Source organism: Micromonospora sp. URMC 107 (assembly GCF_051386315.1).
Lineage (GTDB): Bacteria > Actinomycetota > Actinomycetes > Mycobacteriales > Micromonosporaceae > Micromonospora.
The window spans coordinates 26,395-45,249 of sequence record NZ_JBPQTK010000038.1 but is presented as its reverse complement, the minus strand read 5'-3'; the positions used below and the strand labels follow the sequence as shown (position 1 = coordinate 45,249).

18 protein-coding genes are annotated in these 18,855 nt (G+C 74.2%); 7 read left to right on the top strand and 11 right to left on the bottom strand.

The genetic code is table 11. The annotated features are described in order from the left end of the window. Positions 1 to 972 precede the first annotated feature (972 nt). Together ACSNN9_RS11900 and ACSNN9_RS11895 are read left to right on the top strand one after the other, a co-directional pair. Positions 973 to 2,124 (top strand): SagB/ThcOx family dehydrogenase, encoded by a 1,152-nt coding sequence (locus ACSNN9_RS11900; protein WP_436673115.1) that lies wholly within the window; start codon positions 973 to 975, stop codon positions 2,122 to 2,124. A 136-nt stretch (positions 2,125 to 2,260) separates the two neighbouring features. Next, positions 2,261 to 3,553: an MFS transporter gene (locus ACSNN9_RS11895; protein WP_436673113.1), complete on the top strand. Its 1,293-nt coding sequence runs from the start codon at positions 2,261 to 2,263 to the stop codon at positions 3,551 to 3,553. An 18-nt stretch (positions 3,554 to 3,571) separates the two neighbouring features. On the opposite strand, the gene ACSNN9_RS11890 is transcribed toward ACSNN9_RS11895, so the two are convergent. The 3 genes from ACSNN9_RS11890 to ACSNN9_RS11880 form a co-directional block, all read right to left on the bottom strand. Then, positions 3,572 to 4,990, bottom strand: a complete 1,419-nt coding sequence (locus tag ACSNN9_RS11890; RefSeq protein WP_436673111.1) for an FAD-dependent oxidoreductase — start codon at positions 4,988 to 4,990, stop codon at positions 3,572 to 3,574. Between the two features lie 74 nt (positions 4,991 to 5,064). After that, entirely contained in the window at positions 5,065 to 5,562 is a 498-nt protein-coding gene (locus ACSNN9_RS11885) for an N-acetyltransferase family protein (protein WP_436673109.1), read from the bottom strand. Further along, positions 5,562 to 5,888 (bottom strand): ArsR/SmtB family transcription factor, encoded by a 327-nt coding sequence (locus ACSNN9_RS11880; protein WP_436673107.1) that lies wholly within the window; start codon positions 5,886 to 5,888, stop codon positions 5,562 to 5,564. The genes ACSNN9_RS11885 and ACSNN9_RS11880 overlap by 1 nt, the downstream gene beginning before the upstream one ends. Positions 5,889 to 6,033: 145 nt before the next feature. Here ACSNN9_RS11880 and ACSNN9_RS11875 point away from each other — a divergent pair, with 145 nt between their 5' ends. Next, positions 6,034 to 6,411: an ArsR/SmtB family transcription factor gene (locus tag ACSNN9_RS11875; RefSeq protein ID WP_436673105.1), complete on the top strand. Its 378-nt coding sequence runs from the start codon at positions 6,034 to 6,036 to the stop codon at positions 6,409 to 6,411. Positions 6,412 to 6,449: 38 nt separating this feature from the next. Here ACSNN9_RS11875 and rpsN read toward each other — a convergent pair whose 3' ends face one another. Genes rpsN through rpmB form a run of 3 tightly spaced genes read right to left on the bottom strand, consistent with a single transcriptional unit; the run spans position 6,450 to position 7,158 of the window. After that, on the bottom strand, positions 6,450 to 6,755 hold the full coding sequence (gene rpsN, locus ACSNN9_RS11870; protein ID WP_436673103.1) for a 30S ribosomal protein S14: 306 nt from the start codon (positions 6,753 to 6,755) through the stop codon (positions 6,450 to 6,452). Next, entirely contained in the window at positions 6,755 to 6,922 is a 168-nt protein-coding gene (rpmG, locus tag ACSNN9_RS11865) for a 50S ribosomal protein L33 (protein WP_013287204.1), read from the bottom strand. The genes rpsN and rpmG overlap by 1 nt, the downstream gene beginning before the upstream one ends. Further along, positions 6,922 to 7,158 carry a 50S ribosomal protein L28 gene (gene rpmB / locus ACSNN9_RS11860; RefSeq protein WP_436673100.1) on the bottom strand — a complete coding sequence of 79 codons (237 nt, stop codon included), beginning with the start codon at positions 7,156 to 7,158 and terminating at the stop codon, positions 6,922 to 6,924. Before rpmB ends, rpmG begins: the two co-directional genes overlap by 1 nt. A gap of 210 nt (positions 7,159 to 7,368) precedes the next feature. On the opposite strand from rpmB, the gene ACSNN9_RS11855 reads away from it, so the two are divergent. Continuing rightward, positions 7,369 to 8,670: a CobW family GTP-binding protein gene (locus ACSNN9_RS11855; protein ID WP_436673098.1), complete on the top strand. Its 1,302-nt coding sequence runs from the start codon at positions 7,369 to 7,371 to the stop codon at positions 8,668 to 8,670. Beyond that, the gene (locus ACSNN9_RS11850) at positions 8,667 to 8,930 is read left to right on the top strand and encodes a type B 50S ribosomal protein L31 (RefSeq protein WP_436673097.1); all 264 of its coding nucleotides are present in this window, start codon (positions 8,667 to 8,669) and stop codon (positions 8,928 to 8,930) included. The genes ACSNN9_RS11855 and ACSNN9_RS11850 overlap by 4 nt, the downstream gene beginning before the upstream one ends. Before the next feature lie 54 nt (positions 8,931 to 8,984). On the opposite strand, the gene ACSNN9_RS11845 is transcribed toward ACSNN9_RS11850, so the two are convergent. Further along, positions 8,985 to 9,653 (bottom strand): response regulator, encoded by a 669-nt coding sequence (locus tag ACSNN9_RS11845; RefSeq protein WP_436673095.1) that lies wholly within the window; start codon positions 9,651 to 9,653, stop codon positions 8,985 to 8,987. Next, the gene (locus tag ACSNN9_RS11840; RefSeq protein ID WP_436673093.1) at positions 9,650 to 10,777 is read right to left on the bottom strand and encodes a sensor histidine kinase; all 1,128 of its coding nucleotides are present in this window, start codon (positions 10,775 to 10,777) and stop codon (positions 9,650 to 9,652) included. Before ACSNN9_RS11840 ends, ACSNN9_RS11845 begins: the two co-directional genes overlap by 4 nt. 227 nt (positions 10,778 to 11,004) lie before the next feature. On the opposite strand from ACSNN9_RS11840, the gene ACSNN9_RS11835 reads away from it, so the two are divergent. Beyond that, positions 11,005 to 11,448 (top strand): DUF6223 family protein, encoded by a 444-nt coding sequence (locus ACSNN9_RS11835; RefSeq protein WP_436673091.1) that lies wholly within the window; start codon positions 11,005 to 11,007, stop codon positions 11,446 to 11,448. A gap of 84 nt (positions 11,449 to 11,532) precedes the next feature. Further along, complete coding sequence (locus tag ACSNN9_RS11830) at positions 11,533 to 12,237, top strand: hypothetical protein (protein ID WP_436673090.1); 705 nt, start codon at positions 11,533 to 11,535, stop codon at positions 12,235 to 12,237. A 90-nt stretch (positions 12,238 to 12,327) separates the two neighbouring features. Here the strand turns inward: ACSNN9_RS11830 and ACSNN9_RS11825 are convergent, their stop codons facing one another. The 3 genes from ACSNN9_RS11825 to ACSNN9_RS11815 all read right to left on the bottom strand — a co-directional run bounded on the left by ACSNN9_RS11825 (position 12,328) and on the right by ACSNN9_RS11815 (position 18,727). Continuing rightward, positions 12,328 to 15,255, bottom strand: coding sequence for an ATP-binding protein (locus tag ACSNN9_RS11825; RefSeq protein WP_436673088.1), 2,928 nt, complete (start codon positions 15,253 to 15,255; stop codon positions 12,328 to 12,330). Positions 15,256 to 15,352: 97 nt separating this feature from the next. Next, a complete protein-coding gene (locus ACSNN9_RS11820) occupies positions 15,353 to 15,556 on the bottom strand; it encodes a hypothetical protein (RefSeq protein WP_436673086.1) in 204 nt (67 codons plus the stop codon). Positions 15,557 to 15,568: 12 nt separating this feature from the next. Next, entirely contained in the window at positions 15,569 to 18,727 is a 3,159-nt protein-coding gene (locus ACSNN9_RS11815; RefSeq protein WP_436673084.1) for a type 2 lanthipeptide synthetase LanM family protein, read from the bottom strand. Positions 18,728 to 18,855 lie beyond the last annotated feature (128 nt).

Genomic DNA, 18,855 nt, shown 5'->3' with positions numbered 1-18,855 from the left:
GCGCTGACCACCCCCCGCTCCCCCTGCTCCCCCGCTGCGGCACGAGGACGCCGGCCGACGGGCCCGCGATCGGCCGTGGCCGCCGCGCGATGATCGGCGCCCGGCACAGGCCCGGCAGCTGCGCGCGCTGACCGGCGCGGTGAGGCTGGAGCGCGCCCGAATTCGGCGACCCATCGCGTGGACCCCGGACCGGAGTTGTCGACTCTCCCGACAACGGAAATGGCCGGCGGCTTCGGGGCGCCATACACCGGTCCACCCACGAATGGCCCACCCCCGACCCATCGGAAGGGACTTCCGTTCCGCCGGGGCAGCCACGCCCGCGACGAGGTCGGCCTTCCGCTGGCCACCCAGGGATAGACCAGCTGCGATGACGCCCGCGTAGACGCCCTGGCCAGGGCGTCTACGCGGGTGCGCCGGCCGCTGGACGGCCGCCTCCCACCCTGGTCGCGGGTGCCCGGTGCACCGCCCGCCGCCCGCCCTGGCGGACCCCTCGCATTCCCATTGATTCTCGCTGTATACCGGCGGATGAACCGTTGCCGACCCCTTGGCAAAGCAACGACGCATTCGCTACCTTCTCTATTGCCGCCAGGGAGCACGGAAGGGAGATGTCGTGACGGCGCACCGTTCGGAAACCAATTCCGCATTCCGTCGTCGCTGGCTCCGAAAGACCGCCGCAGGCGGCTTTCCTGCCCCATCTCCCGAGCAACGAATCCGCGTCCCGGATGCGTTCTCGCGGCACTGAAGTTCCCCCGAACGCCCGTCTCGAACGCCGGCGGAGACGGTCGCGTCCAGGGGTGCACCAAGTCCACCGCGCTGGAGAGGAGGTACACGCCATGGCGTTCGACATCGTTATCGTCGAGACCAACGAGGAAATCCTGAACCACGGGGCTGCCTGACCAGAGCGGTGCCGGACCCGCGCGCGGGTCCGGCACCATTCTGTCCATCGTGCTTCGTCGTCGAAAGGGCACCGGAATGCGTGTACGTCGCCGCGACCAGCTCATCTGCCGCTGGGACAACGATGCGCTGATGGTCGCCCTGCCCGGTCAACGCCGATGGTTGCGCGTCACCCCCGACCTGCTGAACCTGTTGCAGCGGCTGGACGACTTCACCGAGGTCGACGAGGTCGCCGCCCACTTCGGCGGCGAGGCTGCCGACGCCGCCACCCAGGCGGTCCACAAGCTCCGTGAGGCCGGCATCCTCGTCGCCGACACCGACGACGCCGACACCCCGCCCGTCTGGCAGCACTGGGGGCCGATCGCGGCCCGCATGCACACCGAGGCCCGCGACGCCAACTACCTCGTGGACTCGCCGCGACGTGACGCCACCGCCGCGCAGATCGCCGCCGATGGTGAACCTCCGGCACCGTTCAAGCGGTACCCGGACGCCCCGGCCGTGCACCTTCCCCGGCGCAACCTGCCGCTGCGTACGCCCGTCGAGGAGGTGTTCGCGGCCCGGCGCACCCACCGCGCGTTCGCCGGCACCCCCGTCGGCATCGACGCGCTCGCCACCGTGCTGGCCTGCACCTTCGCCCCCCAGCGGTTCCTCGACGGCGGCGCGTTCGGCCCGCAGCAGGGCCGCGTCAGCGCCTCTGCCGGCGGCCGGCACGAGGTCGAGTGCTACGTCGCGGTCTTCGACGTCAGCGGCGTGCCGGCGGGCCTCTACCACTACGCGCCCGAGGTGCACCGCCTCGAACTCCTCGACCCCACCGTCGACCGGCAGCGCATCGCCGACCTGGTCTACGAGCAGGAAGCCTCATACCAGGGGGCCTTCAGCTGCCTCACCACCACCGTCGCCGCCCGCCTGTCCTGGAAGTACCGGCACCCCCGCGCCTACCGGCTGTGGATGTTCGACGCCGGCCACTACGGGCAGACCTTCGCGCTGACCTGCACGGCCCTCGGCCTGGCGCCGTTCCAGACCGTGGCGTTCCACGACAGCCGCGTCGAGGCGATGCTCGGGGTGGACCCCGACGAGGAGTTCGCCACCTACCTGCTCTCCGCCGGCAATCCCGCACCGGATGACGGCGCCCGGGCCGCCGGGCCGGGATATCCCGCACCGGCCCGCCTGGCCGCCAGCGCACACCGGTCACCGGCCGACCTGACGACCGGCCCGGAACAGCTCGGATGAGCCCGACCGGCCGCATCGGCGTCCCCACCGCTGCTCCCGGTGCCGCCCGCCGTGGGGTCCCGCACGGCCCCGCCGCCCGCCCGGTGTCCTTCGGCGGCCCGTCCGCCACCGGCCACCACCGCACGCTCCCCACGCCATGAGCGCACCCACCAGCCCCGCCACCGGCACGGCGGAGAAGCTCAGCCAGCATCCGCGGTTCCTGCGGGTGTGGGCCAGCCAGTCCGCCGGGGCGGTCGCCGACCAGATCCTGCCGGTCGCGTTCGCGCTGCACGCCGTACAACTCGGGGCCGGTGCCGGCACCATCGCCGTCATCCTCGCCGGCCGGGCGATCGCCCTGGTGGTCTGCCTGCTCGCCGGCGGCATCCTCGCCGACCGCGTCTCGCGGCCCCGGATCCTGTTCACCGCCGACCTGCTCCGCACCGCCATCGTCCTCGGCACGCTGCTCGCCCTCGACGATCTGCCCCTCGCCGCGCTCGGCATCGTCACCGCGCTGTCCGGCGTGGCCGAGTCCCTGTCCCGGCCGGCCATGCGGTCCCTGATCCCGGCGCTGCTCCCCGCCGCCCTGCTGGAGCGCGGCAACGCCCTGATGTCCGCCGTGCAGCGCTCCGCGACCCTCCTCGGGGCGCTCGCCGGGGCCGCGATCGTCACCGCCATCGGCATCCACGCCGCGCTGGGCCTGGCCGCCCTCCTGTTCGCGACCGGCGCCCTCGCGGTGCTGGGCGTACGCGACGTCGCCGCCGACAACCGGGCCCGGACCAGCATCCTGGCCGACGCCGCGGCCGGCATCGCCACCGTCCGGCGCCGTCCCTGGGTCGCCGCCGTCATGGCTGCCGTCGCGGTCCAGCTCTTCGCCGGCACCGCGCCCAGCCTGACGCTGCTCCCGCTGATCGCCGCGGACCGCCTCGGCGGCGAACTCGCCTACGGGCTCGTCCTCGCCGCTGCCGCCGCCGGCGCCCTCCCGGCCATCGCGCTGGCCGGGCGGTGGCGGCCCCGGCGGCCCGGCACGGTCAGCATGCTCGCCCTCACCACCTACGCCGCCCTGCCCGCCAGCCTCGCCTTCGCCCTGCCGCTACCGGTCACGGCGCTCTGCTTCGCCCTCGGCGGATTCGTCGTGGAGATCTACTTCATCTCCTGGCTCTCCGCCCTGCAACGCGAGATCCCCGCCGAGGTGCTCGGCAAGACCCTCGCCCTGGACCAGCTCAGCGCCTTCGCCCTGCTGCCGGTCGGTTACGCCCTCACCGGGCCGGCGGTCGCGGCGTTCGGGATCCAGCCCACTCTCATCGCGGCGGCCGCCCTGACGGCTGCGGCCAGCGCCGTCACGCTGCTGGTGCCCGGCGTCAGCACCTTCAGCGACCCCGCCACCGCACCGACGTCGGATGGCGGGGGTCGCCGCGGATCGGGTACGCGGAACGGGGCCGTGACCGGCTGACGGCCACGGCCCGCCGCGTCAGCTGGCGCAGCAGCCGCCGGTCCGACCGCTGGCGGGGGCGGCATCGAGGGTGACCAGGCGCAGCGGGGTGGAGAGCAGGCCCCCGGAGATGCCGGTGGCGAGACCGCGGCCGGCCGGCTCGGCGGCGGGAGCGGGACCGCAGCAGCCGTCGCCGTCGACGGACTCGGCGGGGTTGCTGTTGCACACCCCGGTCTCGGGCAGGTCCAGCTGGACGTCGCGGGCGGCGGCCCAGTCCCCGGCGAGGGCGGCGACGACGGAGCGGACCTGCTCGTAGCCGGTGGCCATGAGGAACGTCGGCGCCCGGCCGTAGCTCTTCATGCCGACCGCGTAGTAGCCGGCCTCCGGGTGGGACAGCTCGTCGACCCCGTGCGGGGGCACGGTGCCGCAGGAGTGCTCGTTCGGGTCGATCAGCGGGGCCAGGGCCCGGGTGGCGCCCATCACCGGGTCCAGGTCCAGTCGCAGCTCGGCGGCGATCGAGTGGTCGGGCCGGAAGCCGGTCGCGGCGACGATCCGGTCGACGGTGATCGACTCCTCGCCGCCGTCGGCGTGCCGGACGACGACCGCGACGCGGTCGTCGGTCGGGGTGAGCGCGTGCACGGAGAAGCCGGTGAGCAGTCGGAGCCGGCCGGCGTCGACGTGCTCGCGCAGCCGGGAGCCGAGGGCACCGCGCGCCGGGAGAGCATCGGCGTCCCCGCCGCCGTAGGTGCGGGCGGGACTGGCCGAGCGGATCGCCCAGGTGACCGTGGTGCCGGGTTCGGCGGCGGCCAGCTCCGCCAGCGACAGCAGCGTGTTCGCGGCGGAGTGACCCGCGCCCACGACGAGGGTGTGCCGGCCGGCGAACCGCGCCCGGTCCGCGCCGAGGACGTCCGGCAGCGCGTGCTCCAGGAGCGCGGCGGCGTCGGCCTCGCCCCGGGCGGGCAGGCCGGAGGCGCCGAGGACGTTCGGGGTGGACCAGGTGCCGGAGGCGTCGATGACCGCCCGGGCGAGGAGCTCGGCGCCGTCCGCGAGGCGGATCAGGAACGGCGTGTGCTCGCGGCCGGCGGTGCGCAGCCGGTCCAGGCCGAGGCGGCTGATCGCCTCGACCCGGGCGCCGTAGCGCAGGTGCGGCTTGAGGGCCGGCAGCTCCGCGAGGGGCTGGAGGTAGTCGCTGACCAGCTCCGCGCCGGTGGGCAGGGCCTCCGGGTCGGGGGCGACCCAGCCGGCGTCATCCAGGAGCCGGCGGGCGGCGGGGTCGATGTCGTAACGCCACGGGGAGAACACCCGCACGTGCCCCCACTGCCGCACCGCCGCGCCCGGGGTGTCGCCGGCCTCCAGGACGGTGAAGGCGATGCCACGCTCGTGCAGGTGCGCGGCGGCGGCCAGGCCCACCGGTCCGGCGCCGATCACCACGACGGGCAGGTCGTTCAGGGTACTCATCAGACAACTCCACTTGGTTAGAAAACTGTCGAATCAAAGGGCTGGACGGGGCCGGCTTCCGGGGACGGGAGCGGTCAGGCGACGACCGGGCTGCGCCGTTCGAGGAGGACGACGTCGCGCCACCGGCCGCGGTGGCGGCCCACCCGTTCGCGAACGCCGATGATGCGGAAGCCGGCCCGCCGGTGCAGGCTGAGGCTGGCGGTGTTCTCCGGGAAGACACCGGACTGGATGGTCCAGACGCCGGCCGCCTCGGTCGAGGCGACGAGCGCGTCCAGCAGGAGCCGGGCCACGCCACGACCCCGCGCCCCGGGGTCGACGTAGACGGAGTGCTCCACCACTCCGGCGTAGACGGGGCGGGTCGAGGTCGGCGAGACGGCGACCCAGCCGACCACGCTGTCGCCGCCGTCGACGGCCACGAAGCGGTGGTCGGGCAGCCTGGCCGCGTCGAAGGCGGCCCAGGTGGGCGCGCATGTCTCGAAGCTGGCATCGCCCCCGTCGAGACCGGCCTGGTAGATCGCCAGCACCCGCTCGGCGTCGCGCGGGCGCATCGGGCGGACCGTGGCGGCGGCCATCAGCAGGCTCCGTCCGGACAGGGGGCGGGGCGGCCCATGACGACGTCGGCGGCGGAGGGGAAGCAACCGACGCAGGCGTCGTTGATGCGGTAGTGGCGGGCGGTGCCGACCGGCTCGACGAGCACGAACCGCACCTCGGTCAGGATCTTCAGGTGCTGGGAGACGGTGGACTGCGCCAGGCCGATCGCGGCGACGATCTCCCCCACACTCATCGGCCGGGCGCGCCGGGCGAGGTATGCGACGATCTGCACCCGGGTCGGGTCGGCCAGGGCGCGGAACCAGGACGCATAGGTCTGCGCCGTGGTCCGGTCGAGCAACTCGTCCACCGCGACTCCTTCTATCGCTTATCGCCGATTGACGATCGAACGCTACCAGGCGAGGGCGCGACGGGTGGTCGCTCCACCGAACCTGTCTTGACGTTCGTCTAAGCAGAAGGTTGCACGTTGATTAGAGGGATGTCAACCTAGAGGCATGTCGAAGCAAGCGGCCCCGCTCCCCCACCTGGACCTGACCGCCGACGCGCCCTGCTGCCCTCCCCTGGCGCAGCGCCGCGTGCCGGCCGGGACGGCCGCGGCGCTCGCCCCCGCGTTCAAGGCGCTCGGGGATCCGGTGCGGTTGCAGCTGATGTCGATGATCGCCTCGGCGGACGGCGGCGAGGCCTGCGTCTGCGACCTCACCCCCGCCTTCGACCTCACGGGGCCGACGATCTCGCACCACCTGAAGACGCTGCGTGAGGCGGGACTGGTGGACGCCGAGCGGCGTGGGACCTGGGTCTACTACCGGGCCCGCCCGGCCCTCCTGCGCCAGCTCGCCGCGCTGCTCACCGTCGAGCCCGCCGCCGCGTCGTAGGATCCCGCCGGAGACTCAGCCCAGATCGGGCGGCCTCGTCACCAGGACGCCTTGCGGACGCCCGGCAGTTCCCCGCGCAGCGCCAGCTCGCGGAACCGCACCCGGGACAGGCCGAACCGGGAGAGCACGCCCCGGGGCCGGCCGTCGACGACGTCGCGGCTGCGCAGTCGTACGGGGCTGGAGTCCCGGGGCATCCGGGCCAGCCGGCGCACCGCCTCCTCCCGTACGGCCGGGTCGGTGTCCGGATGGGCGATGGTCCGCTTGAGCTCGGCGCGGCGCTCGGCGTGCCGGGCGACGAGGTCCTCCCGGCGGGCCTGCCGGCCACCCAGGCTCCTGCGGGCCATCAGCGCGCCTCGCGGAACTCGACGTGCCGGCGCACGACCGGGTCGTACTTGCGCAGGACCAGGCGGTCCGGGTCGTTGCGGCGGTTCTTGCGGGTCACGTACGTGTAGCCGGTGCCGGCGGTGCTGCGCAGCCGGACGATCGGCCGCACGTCGGTCTGGCGGGCCATCAGAGCGTCACCCCCCGGGCGCGCAGCTCGGCCACGACCCTCTCGACGCCCTTGCGGTCCACGCTCTTCAGCGCCCTGGCCGTCAGGGTGAGGCTCACCCACCGCCGCTGCGACGGCAGCCAGTAGCGGTGGTTCTGCAGGTTGGGATTCCACCGGCGACGGGTGCGTCGGTGGGAGTGGGACACGGCGTTGCCGAAGCTCGGCTTCGCCCCGGTGACGTCACAGCGTCGCGACACGGTTGCTCCTTCATGTTGCGGCTCACCATAATGAAACTCGTTTTCATTTTTACATCGGCCGTCCGGGCGGCCGCCAGGCGGGGTGCGGGCGCCCTCCACCGGCACCGGACGAGCCGGAGCGACACCCGACGACCCCGGGGCGCCGCCCACCGACGCGTCGACCGCATGCTTATAATGACAATCATTTTCATCTGAGTCGAGAGGACCGCGATGTCGACGTCTCCACTGGCACCGGCCGACGCCCTCGCCCGTACGGCGGACGCCCGCCCCTCGCTGACCGTGCTCAGTGGCTTCTGGCCGTCCGCCACGTACGCCGTCGCCCGTGCCCTGCTCGCCGCGGACCCGGCGCTGCTGCTGGTCCGGCACGATCTCGCCGGCCTCGGCGCCGGCAGCGTGCACCGCATGGTGCGCGACGGTTCGGGGGTGCTCGAGGACGAGCGGATCACGCTCGCGCACGGCTGCGTCTCCTGCACCCTGCGGGAGGACGTCCTGCCCACCCTCGCCCGGCTGGCCCGCGCACATCCGCGCCGTGACCTGGTGCTGATGCTGCCCGAGGTGGTCGAGCCCGAGGCGGTGGCCGCCGTCTGCGCGCACTGTCTCGTCGACGGCGTGGCGCTGACCGACCTGGTCCGGGTCGACTCCTACGTGACCGTGGTCGACGCCGAACACCTGCTCGACGGCCTGGTCAGCACCGACGACCTCAAGGCCCTCGGGATCCAGGCCGCCGACAACGACCACCGGGCGCTCGCCGACGTCATCGTCCGGCACATCGAGTACGCCGACACCCTCGTCCTGTGGGGACAGTCGCGCGAGGGGACGTACGACACCAGCCGGCTGTCGGTGTTGCTGGAGCGGATGGCGCCATGGGCGGCGCAGGTCCGCGTCGACGGCGACGTCGTCGACGCCGGCGCGCTGACCCGGCAGCTACGCGGCACCCACCGGCACCGCCCCGAGACCCCGGGCGTCCTGGCCCGGGGACTGGAGGGCCGCGTCCTCGGCGTGCACGAGCCGCACCCCGACTGCGGGGTGGTCTCGGTGGTCTTCCGCGCGCGCCGGCCGTTCCACCCCCGGCGGCTGCACGACGCCCTGGAGGAGGTCAACGCGGAGGTCGTCCGCTCCCGGGGGCACCTGTGGCTGGCCAGCCAGCCCGAGACGGTCGTCGCCTGGGACTTCGCCGGCGGCGGCCTCGGGCTCGGCTCACTCGGCCGGTGGCTGGCCGCCCTTCCCGACCCGTACTGGGACGAGGCCTCCGACGACCGCCGGCTCGCCGCCGCGCTGGACTGGGACCCCTACTACGGCGACCGGCATCAGCACCTGGTCTTCGTCGGCCTCGACCTCGACCCGTCGGCGCTGCACCGCACCCTCGCCGGCTGCCTGCTCACCGACGCCGAACTCGCCGACGGTGAGGACGCCTGGCGCCGCCTCGACGACCCGTTCGCCGACTGCTTCCCGCTCGCCGACCTCGGCCCGACCGACACCGACCCGACCGCCCTCGAGGGAGAATCCGCATGAAGCCCGGCATCCACCCCACCTACCGTCCCGTCGTCTACCGCGACCGCGCCGCCGACTTCGCCTTCCTCACCCGCTCCACCGCCACCAGCGAGCAGACGGTCGAGTGGACCGACGGCAACACGTACCCCGTCATCGACGTGCAGGTCTCCGCCGCCAGCCACCCCTTCTGGACCGGTCGGCAGCGCCTCCTCGACACCGCGGGACGGGTGGAGAAGTTCCGCGCCAAGTACGCCCGCCGTGGACCGCAGCGGCCACGCTGACCGGGGCGCGCATCGACGGGGTGACGGGCCGGGGTGAACGGCGACCCCGGCCCGTCACCTGTCCCGCGTCCGGGGAGCGACCAGGCCGGACTCGTAGGCGAGGACCACGAGTTGGGCCCGGTCCCGGGCGTGCAGCTTGACCATGGCCCGGTTGACGTGGGTCTTCGCGGTCAGTGGGCTGATCACCATGCGGTCGGCTATCTCGTCGTTGGACAGGCCCCGCGCGACCAGGGCGACGGCCTCCCGCTCGCGGTTGGTCAGCCCGGGCAGGCCCGCCTCGGCAGCCAGGTGCTGCGGCTCGGTGACGTACCGGTCGATCAGCCTGCGGGTGATCGACGGCGCGAGCAGCGCGTCGCCGCGCGCGGCGACGCGTACGGCGTGGAGGAAGTCCTCCGGCTCGATGTCCTTGACGAGGAAACCGGCCGCGCCGGCGCGCAGCGCGTGGAAGACGTGTTCGTCGAGGCCGTAGTTGGTCAGGATGACGACGTGCACCCGGGCCAGGGCCGGGTCCGCCACGATGCGCCGGGTCGTCTCGATGCCGTCCATGACCGGCATCTGGATGTCGACGAGCGCGATGTCGGGCAGGTGCTCCCTGGCGAGCGCCAGGCCCTCCTTCCCGTCGGCGGCCTCGGCCACCACCTCGATGTCGTCCTCGACGTCGAGTAGCGCGCGGAATCCGCTGCGGAGCAGCGGCTGGTCGTCGACCAGCAGGACGCGGATCACGATCGGCCCACGGGGAGTTCGGCGTGGACGCTGAAGCCGCCCTCGTCGCGTGGCTCCGCGCGCAGGCGGCCGCCGAGGGCGGTGACGCGTTCGCGCATCCCGAGCAGCCCGACGCCGGGCACCGGGGCGGTGCCCGGCGTGGCCCTGCCGTCGTCGTCGACCCGGATCGCGAGGGCGTCCGGCCGGTAGTCGATCCGGACCGACGCCGTGGCGGCGGCGGCGTGCCGCGTGACGTTGGTGAGCGACTCCTGGACGATCCGGTAGGCGGTCCGGTCCACGGCGGCCGGCACGTCGTGACGTCGTCCCTCGATCGTCAACGTCGCGTCGAGGCCGGCCCTACGGGCCCGTTCCACCAGTGCCGGCAGGTGGGCGAGCCCATGCGGCGGCGTCCTGCCGTCGTCGCGCAGCGCCTCCAGGGCGGCGCGCAGTTCCCGGGTCGCCTCACGACCGGCCTCCTGGATCACCAGCAGGGCCTCCGGCACCTGTTCACCCCGCTTGCGGGCCAGGTGGACGGCCACCTCGGCCTGCACCTTGATGACCGAGATCTGGTGGGTGAGCGTGTCGTGCAGCTCCCGCGCGATGTGCAGCCGCTCCTCGTCGGCGCGGCGCAGCGCGGTCTCCTCCCGGGTGCGTTCGGCTTCGTCGGCCCGCCGCTCGGCCTGCCGCAGCGCCTCTCCCGCCGCACCCGCGGCGACCAGCCAGGCCAGCTCGAGGGCACCCCGGGCCCGTGCGAACGCCTCACCCACGGACATGTCCGGTGGCAGGGCGAGGGCCGCGAGCGGGAGGGCGGCCAGCATCAGCACCGCCGCCACGACCGTGCCGATGCGGTGGCCGGCCCGCACGGCGGCGTACACCGCGAACAGGAACGCGACGGCGGGCACGTCGAAGCCGACCGCCTGGTGGCCCACCGCACACAGCCCGGTGACGGCCAGGACGGCAACCGGAGCCCGACGAGCGGCGGCCAACGCCAGGCCACCGGCCACCAGCAACGCGTAGCCGAGCAGGTCGACGCCCGCGGCGGAGCCGTCACCGGACAGCCCGGCGACCAGCAGGGTCGCCGCCACGCCGACGGCGACCGCCCAATCTCTGACACCGGCAGGAATGCCGGACCGTCCTGGGTACATGGGCGCACCCTAGCCAGATCCGGCCGCGGACGACTCCCCCTCGCAGACGAGCGGCCGCCTACCGCAGGCGCAGTACCGTCCCGTCGCCTGCGGCGTCCGCAGCAGCCGGCCGCGCCACCGGCGGCAGCACGGATTGCCTCCGTCAGTGGGACGACCGGCGGTGCGCCCGGCGACATGATCGGGCGACATCCACGCCTCGGGAACGAGACGTACGAAAGGAGACGGACATGAGCTCGTCAGGAACCCCGAAGTCGCTCCGACTGGTGCTCGCCGCCACCGCAGCCGCCCTGCTCGGGGGGTTCGGGCCCGCCGCACCGGCGGCCGCGCACGTCACGGGCCAGCCGGCCGCCGCCGGCGTCCTCACCATGAGCGCCGGGCGGCTCGGGGCGACCGTGGCCGCCGTGCTGGGGCTGGCCGGCGTGGTCGTCGGCGGGCTGGCCCTGGCCCGCCCCACCAGTCGCCTCGGCACCGGCAACGGGCGGCTGGGCGCCACCGTGGCCCTGGCGGCGGCGCTGGTCGGCACGGCTCTCGGCGGGGTGGTGGTGGCCACCTCCGACAGCGGCATCGGCACCGGCAACGGGCGAGGCGGGGCCTACCTGGCCCTGGTGCTGGGGCTGACCGCCCTGGTCCTCGGCGGCCTGGCCCTGGCCCGCTCCCGCCGTACCGGCTGACCGGCTGAACGACGCGGGCCTCGCGGCCCGCACCAGGTCGCGCCCGACGTTGACGGCTGCCCGTCACTGACCGATCGTGGCGGGATGACGAAGTGTGTGTGGCTGAACAGGGACGAGGACTTCCGTCCGGGCGCGGAACTCTTCCGCAGCGAGCGGCACTTCGTCCTGTGGTCGTATTCGGCGACGCACGGCCAGCTGCTGCTGCGGGCGGACCACCTGCCCGGGGAGCACGACCGCCTTCCCACGACCGTCGAGGTGCTGTTCACGCCGATCGAGGCGGTGCGGATGCAGGGCGCCTACCGGGGCCTGGCGATCCGGTGCGCGACGGCGGACGAGGCCGCGCGGATCGAGCGGGACGGCGCAGGCCGTCTCCCGTCCGAGGCGCGCGTGCTCATCCTGGAGAGTGAGGGCGCGGCCGGTCATGTCGTCACCCTCGCCGTCGGGTGGAGCGAGGGGGTGCTGTCGTACCTGCGGCCGTCCTTGTTCAACGCCTTCAGCCCGTACGACCCGGTCTGGCCCACGAAGCCCCTCGCCGGGGTCGGCGGCGAACTCGACGTCGCCTCGCCCCAGGCCGTCGCCGAGGCGTTCCGCACCGGCATGCCGGAGGGCGTACGCCGCGAGCGGCACCGTCACGTGCACCTGCTCACGGCGGTGACCGAGCAGGACGGCCGCCGGACGCGACACAACCTGGGCGTCTTCCTCACCGAGGCGGACGCCGAGGAGGCACGCCGGCTGATCGAGCCGGACGTGGCGAGTTGCTGGGTCGAGCCCCTCCCGATGGTGCTCTAGTCGGACACCGGGCGACCGCCGGCACGGGTCGGGCTGTCCGAGCCCGTCGACGTGTCACCGTGGGCGATCAGGACCGCGCGCCGCGCCGGCCTACAGGTGCGGCGGATGCCGCAGCAGATCGTCCACGCTGTCGCGCAGCGCCTTCCGGTTCGCGTGCCCGGTCTTGAGCAGCAGGCTGGCGACGTGCTTCTCGACCGTACGCGGCGAGAGGTGCAGCAGCGCGGCGAGGTCCTGGTTGTCGTGGCCCTTCGCGAGCAGCACGAGCACCTCGTGCTCGCGCACGGTCACCCCGACGGCGCGCAGCCGGGCCGGGATGCGGTCGTGACCGGAGCGCCGTTGCCCGAGCGATGCGCCGGCCTGACGGAGCAGGCCCCGGCACGCCCCGGCGATCACCGGCGCGTCGACGTTGTGGAAGTAGTCCTCCGCTGCCCGCAGCCAGGCGACGGGCTCGCCCCACCCGTCGGCGAGCGCGGCCTCGGCGACCAGCCGCAACCCCAGGTGACGGGCCATGCGGTAGGGCGCTGCGGCGTCCAGGGCCAGCGCGACCTCCGCGGTGGCCCGCTCGCGCTGCCGCGCGCGCCCGTGCACCACCGCCTTTCCCAGGTGCACAAACTGCCGGTTCCAGCGCAGGCTCGCTCCCGGGGCCAGCGCCACGGCCTCCATGCCCGTGCGGTCCACGGACCCGGCCAGCGCGTCGAGGAGCGGCCGCAGTCCGAAGCGACCCGTCATGTAGTAGGTGTTCGGGTGGTCGTCCTCCCACGCCCGGGCCAGGTCGAGGGCCCGGATCGCCGCCGGCCGGTCCTCCTCCAGCAGCGCGCAGACGGCTTCGCAGAAGCCGTAGGCCAGGGGGACGTGCCCGGACTCTCCCCCACCGGCCGCCCGGAACTCCTCGAGCCTGCGCTCCATCAGTCGCCGTTGTCCACGGTGGGCGGCGGAGGCGGCGGCCGTGACCAGGGCGAACTGCTGATCGTCGATGTTGCGTAGCCGGGCGGTCGCCGCGGCGCACCGGGCGGCGAGCTCGTCACCTGTCGGGTAGTCGCCCTGCATCACGGCACGGATCGCGTGCACGCCCTCGATGCTGTGCCCGAGCATGATGGCGCCGGACAGCTGCGCGGCCTGCTCCGCCTGGCGCAGCAGCGTCTGCTCACCGGTCCGCATACTCTGGTTGACCCCGAGCCGGAACAGCGCGTTGATGCGCCACAGGGGCAGGCGGTGTTCCTCCGCGATCCTCAACATCCTGGTCAGGTAGGACTCCGCCTCGTCGAAGCTGCGGGCCCGGGCGATCATGGCCAGGAGTTGCAGTGCCTGACACGCCGTCTCCGCCATCGACACCTGTTCGGCCACCGCCAGGGCCTTGAGCACGAGCTGCTCGGCCTCCGCGGTCCGGCCACAGCCGTCGCCGTCGCCGAAGATCAGGTGTGCCTCGACCACGTCCACCCGGGCCGCCGGCCCCGGCGGCGGGGTGCTGCCGAGGATCGCCCGGGCGATGCGCACCTGGGACGCGCCGTCGGACCACCGCCCGGTCGTGACCGCGACCCAGGCGAGCCGGGTCCGGAGGCTGACGTGCTGCTCGACGCCGAGGGTCACGGCGTTCACCCAGGTCGCGTCGTTGACCAGGGCGAACGCCCGGTCCGCGTGGCCGGCTTCGGCCAGGGCGTTGAGCAGCGACTCGAGGATGCCGGCGCGTGCGTCGGGGTCGGGTGGGTCGGACATCAGCTGGTACGCGCGGTCGAGCAGGGTGACGGCCGACGTGGTCGCGCCGTCGCCGAGTGCCCGCCGGCCCGCCTCCGCGAACAACAGACCCGCGGCGTGGTTGTCGCCGGCGGTCTGCCGGAGCTCGGCCGCGAGCTGGCACCAGTGTCCGGGCAGACCGGCGTACGCCGACTCCAGCGCGTCGGCGGCGCGTTTCGCCAGCGCGGACCGTTCGGCCGGGGTGAGCGCGGTCAGGATCGCGTCGGCGGTCAACGCGTGCCGGAAGGAGTACCAGTCGGGCGTCGACCGGTCGGGCATGATGACTTCGACGTCCACCCCGGAACGCAGGTGGCTCAGCATGGCCCGCTCCTCGAGACCGGTCGCCGCCCGGACCGCGGCCACGGGAAACCGACGGCCCAGCACCGCGGCGGTGTGCAGCAGTGTCCGCGCCTGCGGGTCGAGGCTGGCCAGCCGGCGGGTCACGCTGAGCGTGACGGTGTTCGGCAGCGCGATGGCCGAGTCGTCGGTGAACCGCCAGCCGTCGCTGTCCCGGACCAGTGCGCGCGCGCCGATCATGCTGTTGAGCAGTTCCTCCGCGACGAACGGGTTGCCTTCGCTGTCGCGCACCAGCCGGTCGGTCAGTTCGGCGGGCAGGGCGTCGGCGCCGAGGCAGGCGGAGGCGAGTTCGCGCACCTCCTCGTCGGACAGGCGGTGGAGCTCGACGACGGTCGCCGTCCGGCGCACCGCCGCGGCCCAGGCCAGATCGGTCGCCGGGCCGCTGCCCGGCCGCATGGTCGCCACCATGAGGATGGGCAGGTCGGCGAGGTTGTCGACCAGGTACTCCACGACGGCGTGGGTCTCGGCGTCGGCGTCGTGGATGTCTTCGAGGATGAGCACACAGCCCCGGCTGCCCGCCACGGCGGTGACGAGCCGCAGGACGGCCTCGGCCAGTTCGACGATCGAAGCCACCCGTTCCGGCACCGCGGGGTCCCGCCATTCCGGGACGAGCCGGGCGAGGGCCGGTCGGTAGGGCGCCAGTTCCCTGTTGTCCGGCAGCCGGCCCGTACGCGACAGCGAGAAGATCGCCTCGGTCAGCGGGCGGAACGGCACGATGGGGCCGGTGGAGCTGCTACGTCCCCGTAGCAGCTCCATGCCGGCCTCCGCCGCAGCGTGCGCGCAGTGTTCCGCGAGCCGGGTCTTGCCGATCCCCGCCTCGCCGATCAGGAAGACCGTCCCGCCGGACGAGGCCCGCGTGGCCGTCAGCCGAGCGTCGACGACGCGGAGTTCGGAGTCACGTCCGATCACCACCGGCGAGGAGAAGCGCATGCCCGCAGGCTAACGTGAGCGGCACCCGCATCGGCGCGTCCAACGCGGAACGCCCGCTGTCGATGAGGCGACACGACAACGGTGCCGCCGGCCGTGCCTACGCCCCCGAGTGCCCCCCGGTGCCGGTGTCGATGATGCCCGCGACGGCGGGCGCGGCCACCATCAGGCCGGTGAGGATGCCCGACCGCCTGCCGAGGTGCCGCAGGAAGCTGAGCTTTATCTCGCCCGCCGGGTGCGTGTCGGCTGACTCGTGCTCCTCGACCGACCCCGCCGGATGAGGAGCAGTCAACTCGTCCCGCATATCTTCCCCCTTCTAGTTCCCGACACCGCGTCCGGATGTCGTCGGCTCGGCATGCAGCAGCAGTGCCGAGGGCACATGGTCGGCGAAGCCGATACGGAGCAGTCCGTGGCCGATCCCGGCCAGGCCGTCCAGCAGGCCGGGGACGCTCACGCCGCCGGCGGCGCCGCATCGCGGGCCGGCCTGGTCCAGCGCCGCGACCAGTTGTCCGGCCTGGTCGGAGCGAACGCTGACCGCGGCCTGGCGACCGCGCGCGGCGGCGACCGACAGCATCTCCTGCCGGCCCAGCTCCCCGTGGCAGAGGCTGTGGTCGCCGACCAGCCCGGTCTTCGACACGGCGGTCGCCGCGCGGTCCACGAAGGCGGCCAGCGCGGGGTCTGCCAGCAACGGGCCCTGGTCGGCGATGGCGGCCGCGATTCCCGGGACGCCGTGGCACCACGAGTGGGTCGACGGCTGCGGGACCGGGCCGGTGGCGGCGCGGGCCACCATCGCGCGGCCGGCCTCGGCGTGCCGCTCGTCGCCTTCCACCCGCGCGAATCGCAGCAGGGCCCAGCCGATCCCGGCCGTGCCGGTGGCGAAGCCGGGCTGCGCGGGCAGCGAGGGGGCGGCCGCCAGCAGCCGCTTGGCGCAGTCGCGGGCCGTCTCGGCGGCGAGCGGCAGACCGGTCAGTTCGTTGACGGCGAGCATCGCGGCGAGACAGCCGGCGAGCCCGTCGAGCACGCCCAGGTTGGTCTCCGTCGCGGCGGCGATCGCCGCGAGGCGTACCGCCGTCTCGACGGAGTCGCCGAGCGCGTCGTCCTGGAGCATGCCGGCGAGCCGGGCGACCGCGTAGGCGATCCCCCCGAGGCCGGTGAACCCGCCGCTGCCGACCGTGCCGGCCAGGTGCGGCCGGGTCTCCAGCGCGGAGAGCAACAGGGGAAGCTGGCGCACCGCCCGGCCGGCGGCCTCGGCGTAGCGGTCGACGTCCGTGAGCCGGGCCAGTTCGGCCAGGAAGAGGGCGGTGCCCGGGTACCCGGTCCCCAGCCCCGCGCCCAGCGGCATGATCGTGCTGTGCCCGCCGTCCACCGGCTCGAGCCCGAGCCAGTTGGCGAACACGCCGTCGTCGTAGGCGTCTGCGATGATCTTGTCGGCGATGCCGCAGGCGACCGTGAGGAGCCTGCCCGGGTCCGGTGCCGTCGCCTCCCACCGCACGGGCACCGGCTCGGCGCACTCGTGGCGTGCCCCGCCGAGCCGGCCGGCGAGCGCGGCCTGGACGATCCACTCCTGGTCGCGTTGGTCGACCACGCCCATGCCGGCGATCTTGCGCAGGGCGGTCGCCAGTACCGGCTCGTCGAGCAGGTCGACGAATCCGACGCCGTCGCCACCGGCCAGGTGCCGGTCCTCGGAACGGCAGGTGAACAGGGGAACGTCGCCGTCCCAGAGCTGTTCGATCTCGCGGGACACCAGCCGGTTCCGCACCGGGTCGTCCACCGAGGCCGCCCAGAGCAGGTCGAAGATCTGGTCCCGGTCGAGCGCGTCGCGCAGCACGTCGGGGTGGGTGGACTCGCTCAGCAGCACGGTGTATGTCCGCGTCGACCGGACGATGACCCGCAGCTCGTCGGCGGCGAAGCGCCGCAGCAGGCCGTCCGGGCCGGTCAGGTCGCCGGCTCGCCGGGCGATGGCGCGGTACGCGGCACGGAAGCCGGCGAGCAGCTCGGCCGTGTACTCGGCGGCGTCGGCCGGGACGCCGTCCAGCATCGGGCGGTTCTCGGCGGCCCGCACGGGCGCGAACCGGCGTACCAGGTGCATCGTGTCGGTGCCGGCCCCGGCCCACTCGACGGCCTCCCGGAGCTGTTGCGCGCCGGGGTCGCCACCGAGGCCGGAGACGTCCAGCAGGCCGCGTTCGCCGATGAGCGGCTGCGGCAGCAGGGCGGTGCGGTACACCGACGTCCGCAGCGCCCGGGCGGCGGGATCGGGCGCGGCGGTCGGCACCGGCAGGTCGGGGTGCAGCAGCGTCTCGACGTCGACGAGGACGGGCTGGTCGGCGCAGGCGATCAGGTTCTCGTGGTGGATGTCCGTCATGCCCAGCAGGTACAGCAGAGCGAGCAGCACCCCCTGCCGGCGGTAGAACGCGCCCACCTGGCCGACGTCGGAGCAGGGGGCACGGTCGACGGCCTCGATCCACCCGTAGCCACCGCCGGCGAGCACGGCCAACGTGCGCAGCTCCAACTCCGGCAGCAACCCGTTCAGCCAGTCCAGCACCTCGTTGAAGTGCACGTGGACGGCAACCGAGCGCGGCCGGTAGACCACCCGGGCGCCGGAGGCGAAACGCAGCATCGCCACCGCCCGCCCGTGCCCGTGCGAGTCCCCCGCCACGTCGAATCCGGTCAGCGGCCCCGGATCGCGCCCGTCGAGCAACCGGCGGAGGATCTCCGGCCGGTCCGCGACGAACCGGTCGAGCAGCTCGGCCGTCGCCTCGACGGCGTGCCGACAGGCGGTCGCCAGCAGCCGCGCCAGCACGGGGTAGTCCGTCATCAGCCGGGTCAGCCGCTCGCGCTCGGCGAGGTCGGCCACGAAGGCGGCGAACCGGTGCTCGGGCGTGGGGCCCACCAACCGGCCGGCGGCGCGGGCGACGTTGAGTTCCAGGACGAAGGTACGCGACGCGGTCGCGACCAGCCTGCGGCGCAGCACGTCGGCGAACCCGGCGTACACCGCGGCGAGGTCGACCACCGTGGACGTCCCGGGAGCGCGTACCCGCTGCCGCAGGTCGGCGCAGGCGACCGTGACGAACGGCGCCAGCACCCCGGCGAACGCGTCGGACCACGGGGTGTCGGCGGGCAACTGGAGGGCCTCGTCGGGGGCGAGGCCGAGCGCCCGCTCGGTGAACCCGGCCCAGGCGGGCGCGTCCGACCCGTCCGCCAGCGCCGACGGCGGCCGGTCGAGGAGAGCCAGGAACTGCCGCTCGGTGATGCTCAGGGCCGCCAGGCGGTTCGCGAACTGACCCGTCGTCCCCAGCTCGTACGCCGAGCGCCAGTCCTGCAGCCGCTGCACGGCCTGCGCGGACACGGGGTCGACGGCGACGGGTCCGCCGTCACCGGTTGCCCGTACCCGCTCGGCGAGCGTGAGGCCGGGCGCCCACCACGCGCCGCCCGCACCACTCACCGCCGCCGCGTCCCGCGTCCCCGACCTGTCCATGCCGATATCGTGCCGGCGCCCCCGAAGGGGTCACATGGGTAGCCGGTACCCATATTTCGGCGGCGCACCGACCCCGGCCCGGGATGCCCGCCACGCGTCGGGGCGGGCCGGCTCGCCGACGCTCCCGC

Coding starts and splice junctions, on each gene's coding strand:
- rpsN (WP_436673103.1), bottom strand. CDS start 6,755: ATGGCCCGCAGGAGCCTGGGTGGCCGGCAGGCCCGCCGGGAGGACCTC.
- rpmG (WP_013287204.1), bottom strand. CDS start 6,922: ATGGCCCGCCAGACCGACGTGCGGCCGATCGTCCGGCTGCGCAGCACC.
- ACSNN9_RS11875 (WP_436673105.1), top strand. CDS start 6,034: ATGTCGAAGCAAGCGGCCCCGCTCCCCCACCTGGACCTGACCGCCGAC.
- ACSNN9_RS11840 (WP_436673093.1), bottom strand. CDS start 10,777: ATGTACCCAGGACGGTCCGGCATTCCTGCCGGTGTCAGAGATTGGGCG.
- ACSNN9_RS11830 (WP_436673090.1), top strand. CDS start 11,533: ATGACGAAGTGTGTGTGGCTGAACAGGGACGAGGACTTCCGTCCGGGC.
- ACSNN9_RS11820 (WP_436673086.1), bottom strand. CDS start 15,556: ATGCGGGACGAGTTGACTGCTCCTCATCCGGCGGGGTCGGTCGAGGAG.
- ACSNN9_RS11885 (WP_436673109.1), bottom strand. CDS start 5,562: ATGGCCGCCGCCACGGTCCGCCCGATGCGCCCGCGCGACGCCGAGCGG.
- ACSNN9_RS11890 (WP_436673111.1), bottom strand. CDS start 4,990: ATGAGTACCCTGAACGACCTGCCCGTCGTGGTGATCGGCGCCGGACCG.
- ACSNN9_RS11815 (WP_436673084.1), bottom strand. CDS start 18,727: ATGGACAGGTCGGGGACGCGGGACGCGGCGGCGGTGAGTGGTGCGGGC.
- ACSNN9_RS11900 (WP_436673115.1), top strand. CDS start 973: ATGCGTGTACGTCGCCGCGACCAGCTCATCTGCCGCTGGGACAACGAT.
- ACSNN9_RS11825 (WP_436673088.1), bottom strand. CDS start 15,255: ATGCGCTTCTCCTCGCCGGTGGTGATCGGACGTGACTCCGAACTCCGC.
- ACSNN9_RS11835 (WP_436673091.1), top strand. CDS start 11,005: ATGAGCTCGTCAGGAACCCCGAAGTCGCTCCGACTGGTGCTCGCCGCC.
- ACSNN9_RS11855 (WP_436673098.1), top strand. CDS start 7,369: ATGTCGACGTCTCCACTGGCACCGGCCGACGCCCTCGCCCGTACGGCG.
- ACSNN9_RS11850 (WP_436673097.1), top strand. CDS start 8,667: ATGAAGCCCGGCATCCACCCCACCTACCGTCCCGTCGTCTACCGCGAC.
- ACSNN9_RS11895 (WP_436673113.1), top strand. CDS start 2,261: ATGAGCGCACCCACCAGCCCCGCCACCGGCACGGCGGAGAAGCTCAGC.